Source organism: Salipiger aestuarii (assembly GCF_003259905.1).
Lineage (GTDB): Bacteria > Pseudomonadota > Alphaproteobacteria > Rhodobacterales > Rhodobacteraceae > Salipiger > Salipiger aestuarii.
Genome location: NZ_QLMG01000002.1, coordinates 99,550 through 116,381, shown reverse-complemented (window position 1 = coordinate 116,381; position 16,832 = coordinate 99,550). Strand labels below are relative to the sequence as shown.

The following is a 16,832-nucleotide window of genomic DNA, read 5'->3' as shown; positions in this document are numbered from 1 at the left end:
GGGAAAACATGTGCGGGAAAAGCTTGATTTCGCAATCATTGCCCCGCCCAGTTGACCCAGCCCACCACGTCAACACCCACCCCGGAGACCCCACATGCGCTTCCCCAAGACCCTGGCCCTGCTTGGCATCGCCGCGGCCATCGGCTTTGCCGCCCCCGACCCCGCCGCTGCCCAGGCGCGGGAAAAAAACACGTTCAAGGTGGGTTATGTGGTCTATGTCGGCTTCATGCCGCTGGCCTACATGAAGGCCGAGGGGCTGATGGATGCCTGGGGTGAAAAATTCGGCATCGACGTCGAGCTGATCCAGATCAACGATTATGTGGGCTCTATCAACCAGTTCATCGCGGGCGAGCTGGACGCGGTCGCCGTGGCGGGAATGGACGCGCTGACCATGCCGGCGGCGGGCGGGGTCGACACGTCGATCTTTCTTGTAACCGACTATTCCAATGGCAACGACGCGCTGCTGTCGCGCAGCGTGGACAGCGTCGAGGGGCTGCTGGATGACGAGGTTTACCTGCTGCAATATTCGGTCTCGCACTACCTGCTGAACCGCGCCTTGGCCGAGGCCGGCATCGACGCGCCGTGGCGGGTCAAGACCGTCAACATCTCGGATGCGGAAATCGGCGCGGCCTACATCACGCAGGACAGCATGCGCAACGCCGCAAGCTGGAACCCGATCGTGGCCGAAATGCTGGACCAGGTGCCCGAAACCAGGGTGCTGTTCGACAGCTCCCAGATCCCCGGCGAAATCATGGACGTGTTCATCGCCCGCACCGACACGCTGGCCGAGCACCCCGAGTTCGGCAAGGCCCTCACTGGCGCCTGGTACGAGGCAATGGCGGTCATGCACGGCGAAGACACCAGGGACGGGCCGATGCACGAGATCATGGCATCGGCCATGGGCACCGACATCGCGGGCTTTGCCGGCCAGGTCGACCAGACGCATTTCTTCTACACCCCCGGCGATGCGGCGGATTTTCTGAACGCCGAAAGCTCGGTTCGGATCATGGACAAGGTGCGCACCTTCAGCTTTGACGAAGGCCTGTTCGGCGCGGGCGCCGCGTCGGTTGACGAGATCGGCATCGAGGTCGGCGGCACCACGCTGGGCGATCCCGAAAACGTCAAGCTGCGCCTTGACTCCAGCTTTGCCGGGATGGCCGCGGCAGGCGACATCTGACCCCTATGGGCGCCCCTGTGCCGGGGCGCCCCGTGCAAGGACATTCCATGCGCCGCTTGATCAACCGGCATCCCTCGCGCAGGATGAAGATTCTGCTGGGCGCGCTGCCTTTCATTCTGGCTGTTGCCATCTATGCCATTGCCGCCGACGCGCGGGGCGCAGACGGACCCGACAAGCTGATGCCGGGGCTGAATGCGATCACCTCGGCCATGTCGCGACTGATGTTCGACATCGACCGGGCCACCGGCGCCCGGCTGTTCTGGGCGGACACCTGGGCCAGCCTTGCGCGGCTTGGCGTCGGCCTTGGGATTTCCGCCGTGATCGGGCTGGGGCTGGGCGTGCCGGTCGGGTTCATCCCCTGTCTGCGCGCGCTGTTCGAGCCGTTCTTCGCGGCGCTTTCGCTGATCCCGCCGCTGGCGGTGCTGCCGATCCTGTTCATCCTGTTCGGGCTGGGCGAGCTGTCGAAAACCGTGCTGATCGTGTTCGGCATCGCCCCGTTCATCCTGCGCGACGTGATGCTGCGGGTGGCCGAAATTCCGCGCGAACAGATCGTCAAGGCGCAGACCCTGGGGGCATCGAGCTGGCAGATGATTCTGGGGCTGGTACTGCCGCAGGTGTTTGCGCGGCTGATTTCATCGGTGCGGCTGTCGCTGGGGGCAGCATGGCTGTTCGTCATCGCGGCCGAGGCGATCACCGCCGAGGCCGGCCTTGGCTATCGCATCTTTCTGGTGCGCCGCTACCTCGCGATGGATGTGATCCTGCCCTATGTGCTGTGGATCACGCTGCTGGCCTTTGCGATGGATTACGCGCTGCGCCAGGCGCATGACGCCATTCCCTGGACACGCTTCAAGGAGGGCGGATGATGGCCGTGATCCGCCTGGACAACGTGTCCAAGAGCTATGGCGAGACCGTGGTTCTGGAAAACGTCTCGCTGACCATCGAGGACAATGAATTTCTGGCAGTCGTCGGCCCTTCGGGGGCGGGCAAGACCACCCTGCTTCGGATGCTGCTCAGTCAGGAGGCCCCGAGCTCGGGGCGGATCCTGATCGACGACGCCCCCATCGCAGCAGAACCGATGCCCGACCGGGGCGTGGTGTTCCAACGCTATTCGGTGCTGCCCCATCGCACGGTGATCCGCAACGTGATGACCGGACCGGAATGGCTCGCTGCCCCGTTCACCGGCCGCGTGATGGGGCGCGCCCGTGCCGCGCTGAAATCCCGCGCCCGAAACATGCTGGACCGCGTCGGGCTGGGTGATCACGCCACGCTGTACCCCGCCCAACTGTCGGGCGGACAACAGCAGCGGCTTGCCATCGCGCAGGCGCTGATGATGAACCCCAAGGTACTGTTGCTGGACGAACCCTTCGGCGCGCTCGACCCCGCCACCCGGCGCGCGATGCATCGACTGGTGTTGGGGCTGTGGGCCGAACACAAGATGACGGTGGTGATGATCACCCATGACCTGTCCGAGGCGTTCCACCTTGGCACCCGCGTCGTCGCCGTGGAAAAACGCCGACACGACCCGCATGCGCCGCACCGCTACGGGTCCGTCATCACCACCGATTTCGATGCAAAACCCCGGCTTGCGCGGCAGATCGCCCGCGCACCCGCCTGATCTTGCTAGCAAGGAAACCCGATATGACCGACAAACGCTTTCACCTCGCCTGGTTCATGAATTTCACTCCCGATGAATGGCGTGCGCCCTTCGGGCAGGGCGGCTATCCGTGGGACGGACAGTTCTACATCGAGATGGCGCAGACGCTGGAACGCGCCTGTTTCGATTTCCTGATGATCGAAGACAAGCTGATGGTGCCGGAAACCTTCGGATCCGACCGCAAGTATTCGCTGGCCAACGGCATGATGGCGCCCAAGCACGACCCGGCGCCGCTGGCGGTGGCGATGGGCATGGCGACGTCCAGGATCGGGGTGGTCGCCACCATGTCGACAATGGCCTATCCGCCGTTCATGCTGGCGCGGTTGTCGTCGACCATCGACAGCCTGACCAGAGGGCGGTTCGGCTGGAACGTGGTGACGTCGGCCGAGGATCTGGCGGCACAGAATTTCGGCATGGACAAGCTGCCACCGCGCGAGCAACGCTATGAAATGGCGGATGAATACATCGACGTGGTGAACAAGCTGTTCGACAGCTGGGATGCCGATGCGGTGGTGCTGGATCGCGAAAAGGGCATTTACGCGGATGCCGACAAGGTGCGCTCTGTCGACCACGAGGGCAAATACTACAAGGTGCGCGGGCCGCTGAACACCGTGCCCTCGCCGCAGCATCGCCCCGTCTATGTGCAGGCCGGGGCGTCTCCGCGCGGACGCGATTTCGCGGCGCGGCACGCGGATGCGATCGTGTCGGTGGCCAACGGGGTCGACGGGATGAAGGCGTTTCGCGATGACATCCGCGCGCGCGCATCGGCGATGGGACGCGCCCCCGACGAGATCAAGGTGTTGTTCTGCATCACCCCCACGCTGGGCGAAACCGAAGAGGACGCGCAGGCGAAATATGTCCGCGAGACCACCTCGGACCATTTCTGCAACGACGTTCTGGCATCGATTTCCGCGATCACCGAGATTGATTTCTCGCTGTATGATCTGGATGAACCCCTGCCCGAAAGGCTGGAAACCAATGGCGAAAGCGGCACGCTGGACAAGTTTCAGCAATGGGGCAGCGGCAAGACGCTGCGCGAGTTGGCAGCGGCGCAGGGCGGCGGGCTGGTGTCCTCGCTGGAACTGATCGGCACCCCGGCGTCGGTGGCCGACAAGATGGGCGCGGCGATGGCCGAAATCGGCGGCGACGGCTTCTTGCTGACCACCCCGGTGCTGCGGGTGGGCCGGCGCTATCTGATCGAGATTGCCGACGGGCTGGTACCGGAGTTGCAACGCCGCGGGCTGGTAAGGACCGAATACACCCACCAGCTGCTGCGCGACAACCTGACCGATTTCTGAGCGTTTCAGGGCGGGTTTCGGCCTGCCTTGTCAATTGAGATAGGACCGACATGACCATCGAACTCATTTCCGGAAACCCGTCTGCGGGAGGGCGTACCAGCCAGCTTGCGCGGGATCTTGGCGCGGCGCTGGCGGCGCTGCTGGACGACACGCCGCCATCGGATGTGGCCGAGCTCGCCACACTGGCGCCGAACCTGTTCGGCTGGGGCGACCCCGATGTGGGCGCGCTGAAAGCCAGGGTGCTGGCGGCGGATTTCGTAGTCCTCGCCACCCCGACCTACAAGGCCGCGATGACAGGATTGCTCAAGAGCTTTCTGGATCAGTTCAACGCCGGCGCGCTGGTGGGCCAGGTGGTGATCCCGGTGTTTACCGCCGGATCGGACGCGCATTCGCTGGCACCGGATTTTACGCTGCGTCCCGTGTTGCAGGAGCTCGGCGCGTCCATGCCTACCGCCAGCCTTTATGTGGTCAGCAGCGTGCTAGACAAGCCGAACGAGATGGCCGCAGACTTTATCGATCGCGAGCGGTTCCGCTTGCTTGGCGCGGCGCATGGCCTGGCCCTGGCGAAAGGCTGAGCGGAAGACGAAGTTTCTTCGTACGAAGAAACTTCTCCGGCGTGGTGCGGTGACACTTGCGCTGCACTTTTGCACGCGGGCGGGAACAAGAAATTTCTTCGACGAAGAAATTTCGGGTGTGCCCCGGTTCAGTCGAGCAGAATCACCCCTACGGAACTAAAACTGAACTCCAGCTCTTCGCCAAGCCGCGGGGGTTTGCGCCCGGTTCGATTGAAGGTATCCAGAAGAACCTGCGCAGCGCCCAACCGCGTCCCCACCCGGATCACCGATCCGAGAAACTGCACCTCGTCCACGGTGCCGCGAAAGCTGACGTCATGGCCGGGCGCCGGCCCGAGGCTGATCGCTTCGGGCCGCAGCGCCAGCGGGACGGTACCCGCGCCAAGCGGCCTGCCCATGGAGATTTCGGTTCCGCCGACGCTGACGCGGCCCGTCGCCGGATCGGTGACCTCAGCGTCAAGCACATTCAGCCGCCCCACAAATTCGGCCACGAACCGGTTCGCCGGAGAGGAGTAGATTTCATGCGGCGTGCCGACCTGCTGCGCCACGCCTCCGTTCATCACCACGATGCGATCCGACATGGACAGCGCCTCTTCCTGATCGTGGGTGACGAAGACCGTGGTGATGCCCAGTCGTTTCTGGATCTCTCGGATTTCCTCGCGCAGGCTGACACGGATCTTGGCATCAAGCGCCGACAGCGGCTCATCCAGCAGCAGCACCCTGGGCTGTACCGCCAGCGCACGCGCCAGCGCCACGCGCTGCTGCTGCCCCCCCGACAGCTGGAACGGGTAGCGATTGCCGAAGTCGACCAGCCCCACGAGCGAGAGCATCTCGGCCACCCGCGCGGCTCTTTGCGCCTTGCCCGCGCCCTTGACGCGCAGCCCGAAAGCAACGTTCTGCGCCACGGTGAGGTTCGGAAACAGCGCATAGGACTGGAACACCATGCCCACGTTGCGTTGGTTGGGGCGCTTGTGGGTCACCTCGTCGCCGCCCACCCGGATGGCCCCGTGCGACGGCGCCTCGAATCCGGCGATCATGCGCAACACCGTGGTCTTGCCGCATCCTGACGGACCAAGCAACGAGACGAATTCGCCCTGTTCGATCTCGAGATCGAAGTTCCTGACCACCTGCGTGGCGCCGAAGGATTTGCGCAGTTGATCGAGTTGAAGAAAGGACATCAGGACCTCTTTGCGCGCGATTGCGGCGTCATGCGGCTGGCGACCTGCATCAGGCCGATGCAGAACCAGGTGATGGTAAAGGCGATCACGGCCAGAGCCGCCGGTTCATAGGCCCGGTTGGCCCCGATCAGCTGCATATACGGCCCGAACGCCGGGCGGTTCAGCAGCGCTGCCAGCACGAATTCCCCGATGACGATGGCAAAGGTCACGAACGCCCCCGACATCACCGCGATCAGCACGTTTGGCAGAATGATGCGCCCGATGATGGTGACCCACCCTGCCCCGAGGCTTTGCGCGGCCTCGGTCAGGGTGCGCACGTCGATGGTGCGCAGCCCGGTATCCACCGCGCGGTACATATAGGGCAATGACAGCGTCACATAGCCGAACATCAAAAGCAGATTGGTGCCAAAGGTCGTACCCGTCATCGGCAGGAAGGACGATGTGTTATACAACCGGATATAGCCGAATACGATGACGATCGGCGGGATGACAAGCGGCAGCAGGGTGATGAATTCGACCACCGGGCGCAGGCGCGGATAGCGCAGCCGCACCCAATATGCGGTCGGCACCACCAGCAGCATGCCGAACACGATGGTCAGCAGCGCCATCACCACCGAATAGCCGAAGGTTTCGCGAAACTGGGTATCCTCGAACACCCAGACATAGGCATCCAGCGAGTATTCCCCCCGCCGCTTTCGCAGCGAAAATTCCAGCGTGCCGATCAGCGGCAGCGCGAAATAGGCAAAGCCCAGCAGAAAGACCAGCCAGGACCAGGCTTTGGGCTTCATACCGTCCACCGTTCGGTTTTTGCGCGCAACCAGACATACAGCCCGTTGGCGATACCGGTGACGACGATCATGCCGAACGCAAGCGCGTAGCCAAGATGGGGGTCTTGCAACACGTCTCCGCGGATCTGGGCGAACAGCACGATGGGTACGATCGACAACGACGATCCGGTCAGCGCATAGGCGGTGGCGACCGCGCCAAAGGAATTGGCAAAGAGCAGCGCGAATGTGCCCAGCAGCGTCGGTGTCAGGATCGGCAGCGCAACCATGCGCCAGTATTGCCCGCCCGTGGCACCCAGGATATCGGACGCCTCGCGCCATTCACGGCGCAGACCGTCCAGCGCGGGGGTGACGATCAGCACCATCAGCGGGATCTGAAAGAACAGGTAGACCAGCGTCAGCCCCCAGAAGCTGAGCAGGTTGAATCCCAGGCTATAAAGGTTCAACCCGAACCATTCGCGCAGCAGCACCGTGACCAGCCCCACCCGCCCCAGCGTCGCGATGAACGCAAATGACAAGGGCACACCGGCGAAGTTCGACGCAACCCCCGAAAATGTCATCACCGGACCGCGCAGCCAGCCCGGAAGGTTGCCCAGCGTCACGGCGGCGGCGATGCCAAAGCCGATCAGGCAGCCCAGCAGCGCGGTGGCGAATGAAATGCGGATCGAAATCCAGTAGGCCGACAGGATCGACGGTTGGAACAGGTTGGCGATATTCTGCAACGTCGGCGTACCGTCGGCGGTCTGGAACGCGCCGGTCACGATGTTCATTGTCGGCAGGATCAGGAACAGCAGCGCGAACAGGGCGAACGGAAACAACCCGAGCCAGCCAAGCGGCAGCACGGGTTTGCGGGCGGGGGTATGGGGGGGGGCTGTCATATCGCTTGCGCGCCCCGCCCGACACGACATCGGGCGGAGCGCATGGGCTTACTGGACGTTCGCGCCGACGACGCTGTCCCAATTGGCGGTCACGGCTTCCTTGTTGGCGGCCTGTTCGTCAAGGCTGGGAAAGACGGCCTGTTCATAGGCTTCGGCGGGGGGCAGCGCGTCCAGCATTTCCTGCGGGATGGCGCCCTTGGCCGCCAGATCGTTGAAGCGGATCGGGTGGCAGTAGCCTTCCAGCCAGCCCAGCTGACCTTCGTCGGAATAAAGGTATTCCATCCACAGCTTGGCGGCATCGGGCTGGGGAGCGTAGGCGCTGATCGCCTGCACATAGACACCTGCGACCACGCCAGAGGCGGGCACGACCACCTCCAGCGGCGGGTTGCCTTCCAACGTGTCGCGCCAGGCCAGGCCGTTGTAATCCCACGCGATGACGATCGGGGTCGCGCCCTGCGCCAGCGTACCCGCCTTGCCGATCACGGGCACGAAATTGCCCGCTTCGCTGAGTTTGCTGAAAAATTCTAGCCCGGCTTCACCGGACGCGGTGCCGGCCTCGCCGCCCATCGCCATGCCGGCGGCCATGACCGCAAGGATGGCCTGATTGGACGCGCGCGGATCGCCTGCCAGCGCCACGGCGTTGGCGTATTCGGGTTTCAGCAGGTCTTCCCAGTCCTGGGGCACGTTATCGACCAGATCGGTGTTCACGACAAACGACAGCACGCCGTAGTAATCGCCGTACCAGTGGCCATCGGCATCCTTGGCGCTGTCGGGGATCGTGTCCCAGGTGGCGACCTTGTAATCCATGGTCAGGCCTTCGTCCTTGGCCTGCGGGCCGAAGGCAAAGCCCACGTCCAGCACATCGGGCGCCTGCGGGCCGGTGTTGCCCTGGTTGGCGCGCACCGCTTCCAGTTCATCGGCGGACCCGGCGTCGGGGTTCAGTTCGTTGACCTCGATGTCGGGGTATTTTTCCTTGAAGCCGGCGATCACGTCACCATAGCCGCACCAGCTGTGGGGAAGCGCGATGGTCGACAGCATCCCATCATCGGTGGCGGCAGCGATCAGCGCATCCATGTCCTGTGCGTAGACCGGCGTGCCGCCGACGATCACGGCCATCGCCGTCGCCTTGAGAATCGACTTCGTTTTCATGAATTTTCCCCCTGAGGAATTGCATTCGGGACCCTCGTGCCAACCCCTCTTTGCAATCCGGGAGCTTGGCCGTGCGGGCAGAGTGGTATTGATCCTTCGGTCGACGCAAGAGAATTTTTTGCAACGCAGACTGACCTTGCCCGATTTCGCGCTGTCTGCTCCGTAGCGCGCCGTTTCGGATATGCGCGCGCAAGCCTGAAGTCAGGGCGCCGCGCGCGCGGGGGCGTTGCGGTACATATAGGTCGTGGCGTCGCGCCTGTCGCTGCCGTCGGGCGCAAGCGCGAAACCGGGAATTTCCCCGGCAACGTCAAAGCCGCATGCCGCATAAAGCGCCTGCGCCCCGTCGCCCGAGCGGGTGTCCAGCGTGACAAGCGTCCGGTCCGCCGCATCCGCGCGCATCAGCAGCGCCTGCATCAGCGCGCGGGCGATACCGCGGCGGCGATGGGACGGGCGCACCAGCAGCTTACAGACCTCGGCGCGGTGACGCTGGTTCGGCATCATCTCAAGATCAAGCTGTACGGTGCCCACCAACAGGCCCGCATCGAACGCGCCCCAGATCACCCGCCCCCCGCGCGCCAGCGACGGCAGCACCGAGTCGCGAAAGAACGCCTCGGCCCCGGCCGGCGAAAACGGCATCACGAAGCCGACGCTGGCCCCGTCTTCGACACAGGCGTGCAGCGTACCCGCAAGGTCGGGCAGATGCGCGGCGGCGCCGGCGGCGTCCAGTTCGCGGATCACGGCGTCACGAGGACCAGCAGATATTTGGCCCCCTTCTCCGTGGGCGTTTCGAACACCGATCCGCCCGACAGCCGGTATCGCAGCGCATCGCCGGGCCGCAGAGAATGCGCGACCCCGTCCAGCGTCACCGTCAGGCGCCCGCTTTGCATCATCAGGTGATGTTCCAGATCCGGCACCGGGGGCGCGTCATAGGCGATGCGCGTATCCGGTTCGAGGCGGCATTCGATGACCTCGGCGGCCAGCGCGGCATTGCCCGGAGACGCCACGCGCCGCTGAAACCCGCCATCCGTCCAGACCGGCTGATCGGCCTTGCGCACATGCGGGGTAAAACCATCCTCGACCATCGCCAGCAGGCGCGACATGGTCATGCCATAGGCGGTGCACAGCCTGCCGAGCACATCGGCGGTTGGGCTGACCTCGGCCTTTTCAAGCCGTGACAGCGCGGCGCGGCTGACACCGCTTGCCTGCGCCAGCTGGTCCAGCGTCATCCCGCGACCCGCGCGCAATTGCGCCAGACGGTCGGACAGGCGGTCCGTCAGACGCGCCAGAGAGCGGTCTGGTGCGCGATCCGGTGCGCGATCTGGCAAAGGGGCGGGCGACGGGTCTGGCGAAGCGTCGGATTTGGCGTCGGGCATTGGTCTGTTCCGAGAATTTTTCCTGATATCGGGATTATTGCCGGATTTCTCCCGCCCCGCAAGCGCCGCGTATCGCCTGCCAGCCGCGCCCGCACACAGAGATTTTTACCAATGCCAGGGAAGCGCCCTTTGACACTTGGGCCGGGGCTGGGTAGGGTTGGCGGAAAGTTTAACACTAAACTACTTGGGGAGGAATCGCATGGCCGCCCGGAAATCCAGCGCCAAGCCGAATGTCTCTCCTGATGAGCTGCGGCAATACTACCGCGACATGCTGCTGATCCGCCGCTTCGAAGAGAAGGCGGGACAGCTGTACGGCATGGGGCTTATCGGGGGCTTTTGTCACCTTTACATCGGTCAGGAGGCTGTTGTTGTCGGCCTTGAGGCCGCCGCTTCCGAGGGCGACAAGCGCGTCACCTCGTACCGCGACCACGGCCACATGCTGGCCTGCGGAATGGACCCCGACGGCGTCATGGCCGAGCTGACGGGCCGCGAAGGCGGCTACAGCAAGGGCAAGGGCGGCTCGATGCACATGTTCAGCCGGGAAAAGCATTTCTACGGCGGGCACGGCATCGTGGGCGCGCAGGTGCCGATTGGCGCGGGGCTTGCCTTTGCCGACAGGTATCTGGAAAACGACCGCGTGACATTCACCTATTTCGGCGATGGCGCGGCGAACCAAGGCCAAGTTTACGAGACCTTCAACATGGCGTCGATCTGGAAGCTGCCGGTGATCTTTGTCATCGAAAACAACCAGTACGCCATGGGGACCGCGCAAAAGCGATCCACCAGCGGCGAAGACATCTACACCCGTGGCGCGCCCTTTGGCATTCCCGGTGAACTGGTCGATGGCATGGATGTGCTGGCGGTCAAGGCCGCCGGCGAAAAGGCCGTCGCGCATTGCCGCGAGGGCAAGGGCCCGTATATCCTCGAGGTCAAGACCTACCGCTATCGCGGCCATTCCATGTCGGACCCGGCGAAATACCGGACCCGCGAGGAAGTGCAGAAGATGCGCGAGGAACGCGATTCCATCCAGAACGTGCGCGACCTGCTGCTGACCGGCGGGCACGCCTCCGAAGACGATCTGAAAGCGATCGACAAGGAGATCAAGGATATCGTCAACGCCTCGGCCGAGTTCGCCAAGGACAGCCCCGAGCCCGCGCTTGAAGAGCTATGGACCGATATCTATTCCGATGACGTGCCCCAGGGCGACGCGATCGACGCCTGAGGCAGGAGGACGACCGAAAATGGCAACGCAGATTCTGATGCCCGCGCTTTCTCCGACGATGGAGGAAGGCACGCTGGCGAAATGGCTGGTCAAGGAGGGCGACACCGTCACCTCCGGCGACATTCTGGCCGAAATCGAAACCGACAAGGCGACGATGGAATTCGAGGCCGTCGATGAAGGCATCGTCGGCAAGATCCTGATCGACGAGGGCACCGAGGGCGTCAAGGTCAACACCCCCATCGCGGTGATTGTCGAGGAAGGCGAAAGCGTCGAAGACGCCGCGAGCGCCCCGGCGCCCGAAAGCGCCCCGCAAAGCGCACCCGCCGAGGCCGCGGCCGACGCCGCCCCCGGCCCGCAGGAAACCGCCACGACCGTGCCCGCCGCCGCCGCGTCGCCGGACTGGCCCGAAGGCACCGAGATGAAATCGCAGACCGTGCGCGAAGCCTTGCGCGATGCGATGGCCGAGGAAATGCGCACCGACGCCAACGTCTTCGTCATGGGCGAAGAAGTGGCCGAATATCAGGGCGCCTATAAGGTCACCCAGGGCTTGCTGGCTGAATTCGGCGACAAGCGCGTGATCGACACGCCGATCACCGAACACGGCTTTGCCGGGATCGGTGTGGGCGCCGCGTTCGGCGGGCTGAAGCCGATCGTCGAATTCATGACGTTCAACTTCGCCATGCAGGCGATCGACCAGATCATCAACTCGGCGGCCAAGACGCTGTATATGTCGGGCGGCCAGATGGGGGCTCCTATGGTGTTCCGTGGCCCGAACGGTGCCGCCGCCCGCGTCGGTGCGCAGCACAGCCAGGATTACGCGGCCTGGTACGCGATGATCCCCGGTCTGAAGGTGGCGATGCCCTATTCGGCCGCCGACGCCAAGGGTCTGCTGAAATCGGCCATTCGCGACCCCAACCCGGTGATCTTTCTGGAAAACGAGATCCTGTACGGGCGCAGCTTCGATGTGCCGGTGCTGGATGATTTCACCGTGCCGTTCGGCAAGGCCAAGATCTGGCGGACCGGCAAGGACGTCACCATCGTCAGCTTTGGCATCGGCATGACCTACGCGCTGGAAGCCGCTGAAAAGCTTGCGGAAGAGGGCATCGAGGCCGAGGTGATCGACCTGCGCACCCTGCGCCCGCTCGATTACGGCACAGTCATCGAGTCGGTGAAAAAGACCAACCGCTGCGTGACCGTCGAGGAAGGCTTTCCCGTGGGGTCCATCGGCAACCACCTTGGCGCCTATATCATGCAGAACGCGTTCGACTGGCTGGATGCTCCGGTAATCAACTGCACCGGCAAGGACGTGCCGATGCCTTACGCGGCCAACCTTGAAAAGCACGCGCTGCTGACCCCCGCCGAAGTCATCGACGCCGTGAAGCAGGTCACCTACCGGTGAGGCTGAATCCCGTCATCATCTGCCTCGCCTTTGCGGCGGGGCTGCTCGTGGGTCACTCGACAGAAACGATCCGCGAGCTGATGCGGGATGAGAAAAACACGGAATACGCGGCCATGGACGAGACACGCCTCGTGGGCGAAAACCAGACGCTGTCGCGCGTGGCGCTTGCGGCGCTGCGGGGGCAGGACCGGGACCGGGTGGTCGCAGTGCTTGACGATGCGTCGCTGTCGCGGTTCGACCGGGGCCAGGATATCGTCATCGCCCAGGTGCTCGACCATCCGGGGCAGATCGCCTTTGGCTTCGAAAACGGCCGCTTGAACGAGATACGCAACGATTGCGCAGAGGCCAAGGATCGCTGCGCCGAAACGGGAGGATCCCCCAGTGCCGATTGAAATCCTGATGCCCGCCCTCTCGCCGACCATGGAAGAAGGCACGCTGGCCAAATGGCTGGTGAAGGAAGGCGACACCGTCAGCTCCGGCGACATTCTCGCCGAGATCGAAACCGACAAGGCCACTATGGAATTCGAAGCCGTCGACGAGGGCACGGTGGGCAAGATCCTCATCGAGGCCGGCGCTGAAGGCGTCAAGGTCAACACCCCCATCGCGGTGATGCTGGAAGAAGGCGAAAGCGCCGATGACATCGGCGACGTGTCCCCGGCGCCCAAGCCGGTGGACCAGCCGACCGAAACCGCGCCCGCCACCCCGGCCTCCCCCCCCGCGGGCGGCTATTCCGGCGAAGAGGCCGCGCCGAAAACCACCGGCGGCGGATCGTCCGGCGGCACGCGCGTCTTTGCCACGCCGCTGGCGCGCCGCATCGCGGCCGACAAGGGGCTGGATCTGAGCCAGGTCAAGGGCAGCGGGCCGCATGGCCGCATCGTCAAGGCCGACGTCGAGGCCGCGCGGCCGGGCAAGGCCGACGCCCCCAGCGCCGAGGCCGCTTCGGCCCCTGCGGCGAAAAAGGCCGACGCCACCGTCATGCCCGCCGGTCCGTCGACCGAAGCCGTCATGAAGATGTATGCGGATCGCGACTACCAAGAGGTCAAGCTGGACGGCATGCGCCGCACCGTCGCCAGCCGCCTGACCGAGGCCAAGCAGACCATTCCGCATTTCTACCTGCGCCGGGACATCAAGCTGGACGCGCTGCTGAAATTCCGCAGCCAGTTGAACAAGCAGCTTGAAGGGCGCGGCGTCAAGCTGTCGGTCAACGATTTCATCATCAAGGCAAGCGCGCTGGCGCTGCAAACGGTGCCCGATGCCAACGCCGTCTGGGCCGCCGACCGGTTGCTGAAGCTGAAACCGTCCGATGTGGCGGTTGCCGTCGCGGTCGATGGCGGGCTGTTCACCCCGGTGCTCAAGGATGCCGAGATGAAATCGCTGTCAGCGCTGTCGGCGGAAATGAAGGATCTGGCGAAACGCGCCCGCGACCGCAAGCTGGCGCCGCACGAATACGTCGGCGGCAGCTTCGCGATCTCGAACCTGGGCATGTTCGGCATCGACAATTTCGATGCGGTCATCAACCCGCCGCACGGGGCGATCCTGGCCGTGGGCGCGGGCGTCAAGAAGCCGGTCGTCGGCGCCGATGGCGAACTGACGGTCGCCACGATCATGTCGGTTACGCTGTCGGTCGATCACCGGGTCATCGACGGCGCGCTTGGCGCCGAGCTTCTCAAGGCGATTGTCGAGAACCTGGAAAACCCGATGATGATGCTGGCCTGATCCCGTTTGTTTTCACTGGTCCGCCCGGCGCGGGCCAGTGTCAGGACGTCCGCTGCCCACCAGCGGGCGTCTTTCTTTTTTGGGGATGTGTCTTGTCGCGGCGCATGGCGCTTTGCGGTGCACATCTGGGCGGCGTATGTCTGGGCGGCGTATGTCTGGGCGGCGTATGTCTGGGCGGCGTATGTCTGGGCGGCGTATGTCCGGCACTCATGGCACCCTTGCGAATTGAACAGTTGTTCTGCCCCGGCATTCGCCATTAGCGTCCTTCATGGCCCAATGCGGCAGGCGTTGCCGTGCCCTGCCAACCGTTCCGGTGCGCGTGCCGGTCCCCGAAAGCCCGGAGAACACCCATGGCCCAACTCGACCGCCAGGCGCGCCTGACGATCCTGTCCTTTGCGATGGGCGCCTTTGCCATCGGCATCACGGAATTCGCCGCGATGGGGCTCCTGCCCTATTATGCCCGCGATCTGGGCGTGGCCGAACCCGAAGCCGGCCACGCGGTCAGCGCCTATGCCATCGGCGTGGTGGTGGGCGCGCCGGTGCTGGCGATCCTTGGCAGCTATCTGCCGCGCAAGCTGTTGCTGATCCTGCTGATGGCGGTTTTCATGCTGACAAACATCCTGACGTCGCTGGCGACCGGGATCGACACGCTGGTGATCTCACGCGTGCTGGCGGGGTTGCCGCATGGCGCGTTTCTGGGCATCGCGATGCTGTTCGCCGCCGAACTCAGCCCGCCGGGTCGCAAGGCCGCCGGGGTGGCGCAGGTACTGATGGGGCTGACGGTCGCCAACATCGTCGGCGTGCCGGCCGCGGGGGCCATCGGGCAGGCCTTTGGCTGGCGCTGGTGCTTTGTCATCGTCGCAGCGATCGCCGCCTGTTCTATGGCGATGATGGCACGGGTGGCGCCGGACGTGCGGGGCGGGCCGGCGCCAAGCGCGCTGCGTGAGTTGTCCGCGCTGAAGAACCGCGCCGTCTGGCTCACGCTGGGTGTGGGCGCGATCGGATTTGGCGCGGTGTTCGCCGTCTATTCCTATTTCTCGGCGGCGTTGATTTCCGCGGGGGGCGCGCCGGAATGGGTGATTCCCTTTGCGCTGTCCGCCTTTGGCGTGGGGGCCACGGCGGGGAATTACTACGCAGGCCGCCTGGCCACCTGGTCGCAATTCGGCGGAACGCTGATCCTGCTGCTGGGCATGGTGGCGACCACGCTGCTGTACGCGGCGGTGATGGGACACTGGATCGCGATGGTTGCCGCCGTCGCCGCGCTAGGGCTGACCGCCGGGCTGGTGATTCCGCTTCAGATGCGGCTGATGGATGTCGCCGGAGAAGGGCAGACCCTTGCCGCCGCGCTGAACCACGCCGCCTTCAACGCGGGCAATGCCATCGGTCCGTGGCTGGCGGGTATGGGGCTTGCCGCAGGCCACGGCTGGCACATCACCGGCCTTGCCGGGGCGCTGCTGGCCGTCGGAGGCATTGCGATGCTGGGGCTGGCGTGGATCGACGCCCGCCCGAAACGCAGGCTTGCCGTAGCCGCCGAGTGACCCCCCATAGCGCGGACGGGGCGATCCGCCCGCGGGGGTCGCCTAGCCGGTGCAGTTGCACCCGGTGAGCTTTTGATCCATCAGTTGCGAGGGCTGGTCGCACCCGGCGTCGCCTACGATCTTGGCCGGCACGCCCGCCACCGTCTTGCAGGGCGGCACATCTTCCAGCACGACAGAGCCCGCCGCGATGCGTGATCCGTTGCCGATGCGGATGTTACCGAGAACCTTGGCCCCGGCGCCGATCAGCACGCCATCGCCGATCTTGGGGTGTCGGTCTTCGTCTTCCTTGCCGGTCCCGCCCAGCGTCACCGAATGCAGGATAGACACATTGTGTCCCACCACGGCAGTCTCGCCGATGACGATGGAATGCGCATGGTCGATCATGATGCCGCAGCCGATCTTTGCCGCGGGATGAATATCGACGCCAAACACTTCGGAGGCGCGCATCTGGATGAAGAACGCCAGATCCCTGCGCCCCTGCCCCCATAGCCAATGCGCCACGCGCTGGCTTTGCACCGCCTGAAAGCCCTTGAAGTACAGCAGCGGCTGAAGGAACCGGTGGCAGGCGGGGTCGCGTTCATAGGTGGCGCGGATGTCGGCGCGCGCCGCGCGGGCAAGCCACGGGTCGGAAGCATACGCCTCGTCACAGATTTCCCGCAGGATCTGTTCGGACATTTCGCCGTTTGCGAGTTTCATCGCGATCCGGAACGCCAGCGCCCCCTCGATCGTCGCGTGATGCAGCACCGAGACATGCACCATGCCGCCAAGCAACGGCTCGGCGGCGACGGCCTCTTCGGCTTCGCGAGTGATCCGGGCCCAGACCGGGTCCAGCTCGGCGATCTTTGCGCGGGTTTCGGGCATGGCAACCTCCGTTCGATCCACTGACAATAGCA

The 16,832-nt window shown here is 64.6% G+C and carries 17 protein-coding genes; 10 read left to right on the top strand and 7 right to left on the bottom strand.

Annotation, left to right across the window (positions count from 1 at the left end):
* Window positions 1–94: 94 nt before the first annotated feature.
* From ATI53_RS01930 to ATI53_RS01910, 5 genes are read left to right on the top strand one after another with little or no spacing between them, the layout of a single operon-like run.
* Window positions 95–1,177: a putative urea ABC transporter substrate-binding protein gene (locus tag ATI53_RS01930; RefSeq protein ID WP_111549610.1), complete on the top strand. Its 1,083-nt coding sequence runs from the start codon at window positions 95–97 to the stop codon at window positions 1,175–1,177.
* A gap of 47 nt (window positions 1,178–1,224) precedes the next feature.
* Complete coding sequence (locus ATI53_RS01925; RefSeq protein ID WP_111549609.1) at window positions 1,225–2,040, top strand: ABC transporter permease; 816 nt, start codon at window positions 1,225–1,227, stop codon at window positions 2,038–2,040.
* Window positions 2,040–2,792, top strand: coding sequence for an ABC transporter ATP-binding protein (locus ATI53_RS01920; protein WP_009506616.1), 753 nt, complete (start codon window positions 2,040–2,042; stop codon window positions 2,790–2,792). The genes ATI53_RS01925 and ATI53_RS01920 overlap by 1 nt, the downstream gene beginning before the upstream one ends.
* Before the next feature lie 23 nt (window positions 2,793–2,815).
* Window positions 2,816–4,129, top strand: coding sequence for an NtaA/DmoA family FMN-dependent monooxygenase (locus ATI53_RS01915; RefSeq protein WP_111549608.1), 1,314 nt, complete (start codon window positions 2,816–2,818; stop codon window positions 4,127–4,129).
* Between the two features lie 50 nt (window positions 4,130–4,179).
* Complete coding sequence (locus tag ATI53_RS01910) at window positions 4,180–4,704, top strand: NADPH-dependent FMN reductase (protein WP_111549607.1); 525 nt, start codon at window positions 4,180–4,182, stop codon at window positions 4,702–4,704.
* Window positions 4,705–4,832: 128 nt separating this feature from the next.
* On the opposite strand, the gene ATI53_RS01905 is transcribed toward ATI53_RS01910, so the two are convergent.
* The 6 genes from ATI53_RS01905 to ATI53_RS01880 form a co-directional block, all read right to left on the bottom strand.
* Window positions 4,833–5,879, bottom strand: coding sequence for an ABC transporter ATP-binding protein (locus ATI53_RS01905; protein ID WP_009506621.1), 1,047 nt, complete (start codon window positions 5,877–5,879; stop codon window positions 4,833–4,835).
* Window positions 5,879–6,667, bottom strand: a complete 789-nt coding sequence (locus ATI53_RS01900) for an ABC transporter permease (protein ID WP_009506623.1) — start codon at window positions 6,665–6,667, stop codon at window positions 5,879–5,881. Before ATI53_RS01900 ends, ATI53_RS01905 begins: the two co-directional genes overlap by 1 nt.
* Complete coding sequence (locus ATI53_RS01895) at window positions 6,664–7,542, bottom strand: ABC transporter permease (protein ID WP_009506625.1); 879 nt, start codon at window positions 7,540–7,542, stop codon at window positions 6,664–6,666. Before ATI53_RS01895 ends, ATI53_RS01900 begins: the two co-directional genes overlap by 4 nt.
* A 48-nt stretch (window positions 7,543–7,590) precedes the next feature.
* Entirely contained in the window at window positions 7,591–8,658 is a 1,068-nt protein-coding gene (locus ATI53_RS01890; RefSeq protein WP_375342726.1) for an ABC transporter substrate-binding protein, read from the bottom strand.
* Window positions 8,659–8,892: 234 nt separating this feature from the next.
* A complete protein-coding gene (locus ATI53_RS01885) occupies window positions 8,893–9,429 on the bottom strand; it encodes a GNAT family N-acetyltransferase (RefSeq protein ID WP_009506629.1) in 537 nt (178 codons plus the stop codon).
* Window positions 9,426–10,064 carry a helix-turn-helix domain-containing protein gene (locus ATI53_RS01880; protein WP_111549606.1) on the bottom strand — a complete coding sequence of 213 codons (639 nt, stop codon included), beginning with the start codon at window positions 10,062–10,064 and terminating at the stop codon, window positions 9,426–9,428. Before ATI53_RS01880 ends, ATI53_RS01885 begins: the two co-directional genes overlap by 4 nt.
* A 199-nt stretch (window positions 10,065–10,263) precedes the next feature.
* Between ATI53_RS01880 and pdhA the strand changes: the two genes are divergently transcribed.
* From pdhA to ATI53_RS01855, 5 genes are all read left to right on the top strand, one after another.
* A complete protein-coding gene (gene pdhA, locus ATI53_RS01875; RefSeq protein ID WP_009506633.1) occupies window positions 10,264–11,286 on the top strand; it encodes a pyruvate dehydrogenase (acetyl-transferring) E1 component subunit alpha in 1,023 nt (340 codons plus the stop codon).
* 19 nt (window positions 11,287–11,305) lie between these two features.
* On the top strand, window positions 11,306–12,685 hold the full coding sequence (locus tag ATI53_RS01870; protein WP_111549605.1) for a pyruvate dehydrogenase complex E1 component subunit beta: 1,380 nt from the start codon (window positions 11,306–11,308) through the stop codon (window positions 12,683–12,685).
* Complete coding sequence (locus ATI53_RS01865; protein WP_009506636.1) at window positions 12,682–13,077, top strand: hypothetical protein; 396 nt, start codon at window positions 12,682–12,684, stop codon at window positions 13,075–13,077. The genes ATI53_RS01870 and ATI53_RS01865 overlap by 4 nt, the downstream gene beginning before the upstream one ends.
* Window positions 13,067–14,401: a pyruvate dehydrogenase complex dihydrolipoamide acetyltransferase gene (locus ATI53_RS01860; RefSeq protein ID WP_009506637.1), complete on the top strand. Its 1,335-nt coding sequence runs from the start codon at window positions 13,067–13,069 to the stop codon at window positions 14,399–14,401. The genes ATI53_RS01865 and ATI53_RS01860 overlap by 11 nt, the downstream gene beginning before the upstream one ends.
* A gap of 350 nt (window positions 14,402–14,751) precedes the next feature.
* Window positions 14,752–15,939, top strand: a complete 1,188-nt coding sequence (locus tag ATI53_RS01855; RefSeq protein ID WP_009506639.1) for an MFS transporter — start codon at window positions 14,752–14,754, stop codon at window positions 15,937–15,939.
* 42 nt (window positions 15,940–15,981) lie between these two features.
* Here the strand turns inward: ATI53_RS01855 and cysE are convergent, their stop codons facing one another.
* On the bottom strand, window positions 15,982–16,800 hold the full coding sequence (gene cysE / locus ATI53_RS01850) for a serine O-acetyltransferase (protein ID WP_009506641.1): 819 nt from the start codon (window positions 16,798–16,800) through the stop codon (window positions 15,982–15,984).
* Between the last annotated feature and the right edge of the window lie 32 nt (window positions 16,801–16,832).

Excerpts from the sequence above, each read along its gene's own strand:
- pdhA (WP_009506633.1), top strand. The coding sequence starts at position 10,264 with ATGGCCGCCCGGAAATCCAGCGCCAAGCCGAATGTCTCTCCTGATGAG.
- ATI53_RS01895 (WP_009506625.1), bottom strand. The coding sequence starts at position 7,542 with ATGACAGCCCCCCCCCATACCCCCGCCCGCAAACCCGTGCTGCCGCTT.
- ATI53_RS01920 (WP_009506616.1), top strand. The coding sequence starts at position 2,040 with ATGGCCGTGATCCGCCTGGACAACGTGTCCAAGAGCTATGGCGAGACC.
- ATI53_RS01905 (WP_009506621.1), bottom strand. The coding sequence starts at position 5,879 with ATGTCCTTTCTTCAACTCGATCAACTGCGCAAATCCTTCGGCGCCACG.
- ATI53_RS01890 (WP_375342726.1), bottom strand. The coding sequence starts at position 8,658 with ATGGCCGTGATCGTCGGCGGCACGCCGGTCTACGCACAGGACATGGAT.
- ATI53_RS01900 (WP_009506623.1), bottom strand. The coding sequence starts at position 6,667 with ATGAAGCCCAAAGCCTGGTCCTGGCTGGTCTTTCTGCTGGGCTTTGCC.
- ATI53_RS01880 (WP_111549606.1), bottom strand. The coding sequence starts at position 10,064 with ATGCCCGACGCCAAATCCGACGCTTCGCCAGACCCGTCGCCCGCCCCT.
- ATI53_RS01855 (WP_009506639.1), top strand. The coding sequence starts at position 14,752 with ATGGCCCAACTCGACCGCCAGGCGCGCCTGACGATCCTGTCCTTTGCG.
- ATI53_RS01915 (WP_111549608.1), top strand. The coding sequence starts at position 2,816 with ATGACCGACAAACGCTTTCACCTCGCCTGGTTCATGAATTTCACTCCC.
- ATI53_RS01925 (WP_111549609.1), top strand. The coding sequence starts at position 1,225 with ATGCGCCGCTTGATCAACCGGCATCCCTCGCGCAGGATGAAGATTCTG.
- ATI53_RS01930 (WP_111549610.1), top strand. The coding sequence starts at position 95 with ATGCGCTTCCCCAAGACCCTGGCCCTGCTTGGCATCGCCGCGGCCATC.
- ATI53_RS01870 (WP_111549605.1), top strand. The coding sequence starts at position 11,306 with ATGGCAACGCAGATTCTGATGCCCGCGCTTTCTCCGACGATGGAGGAA.
- cysE (WP_009506641.1), bottom strand. The coding sequence starts at position 16,800 with ATGCCCGAAACCCGCGCAAAGATCGCCGAGCTGGACCCGGTCTGGGCC.
- ATI53_RS01910 (WP_111549607.1), top strand. The coding sequence starts at position 4,180 with ATGACCATCGAACTCATTTCCGGAAACCCGTCTGCGGGAGGGCGTACC.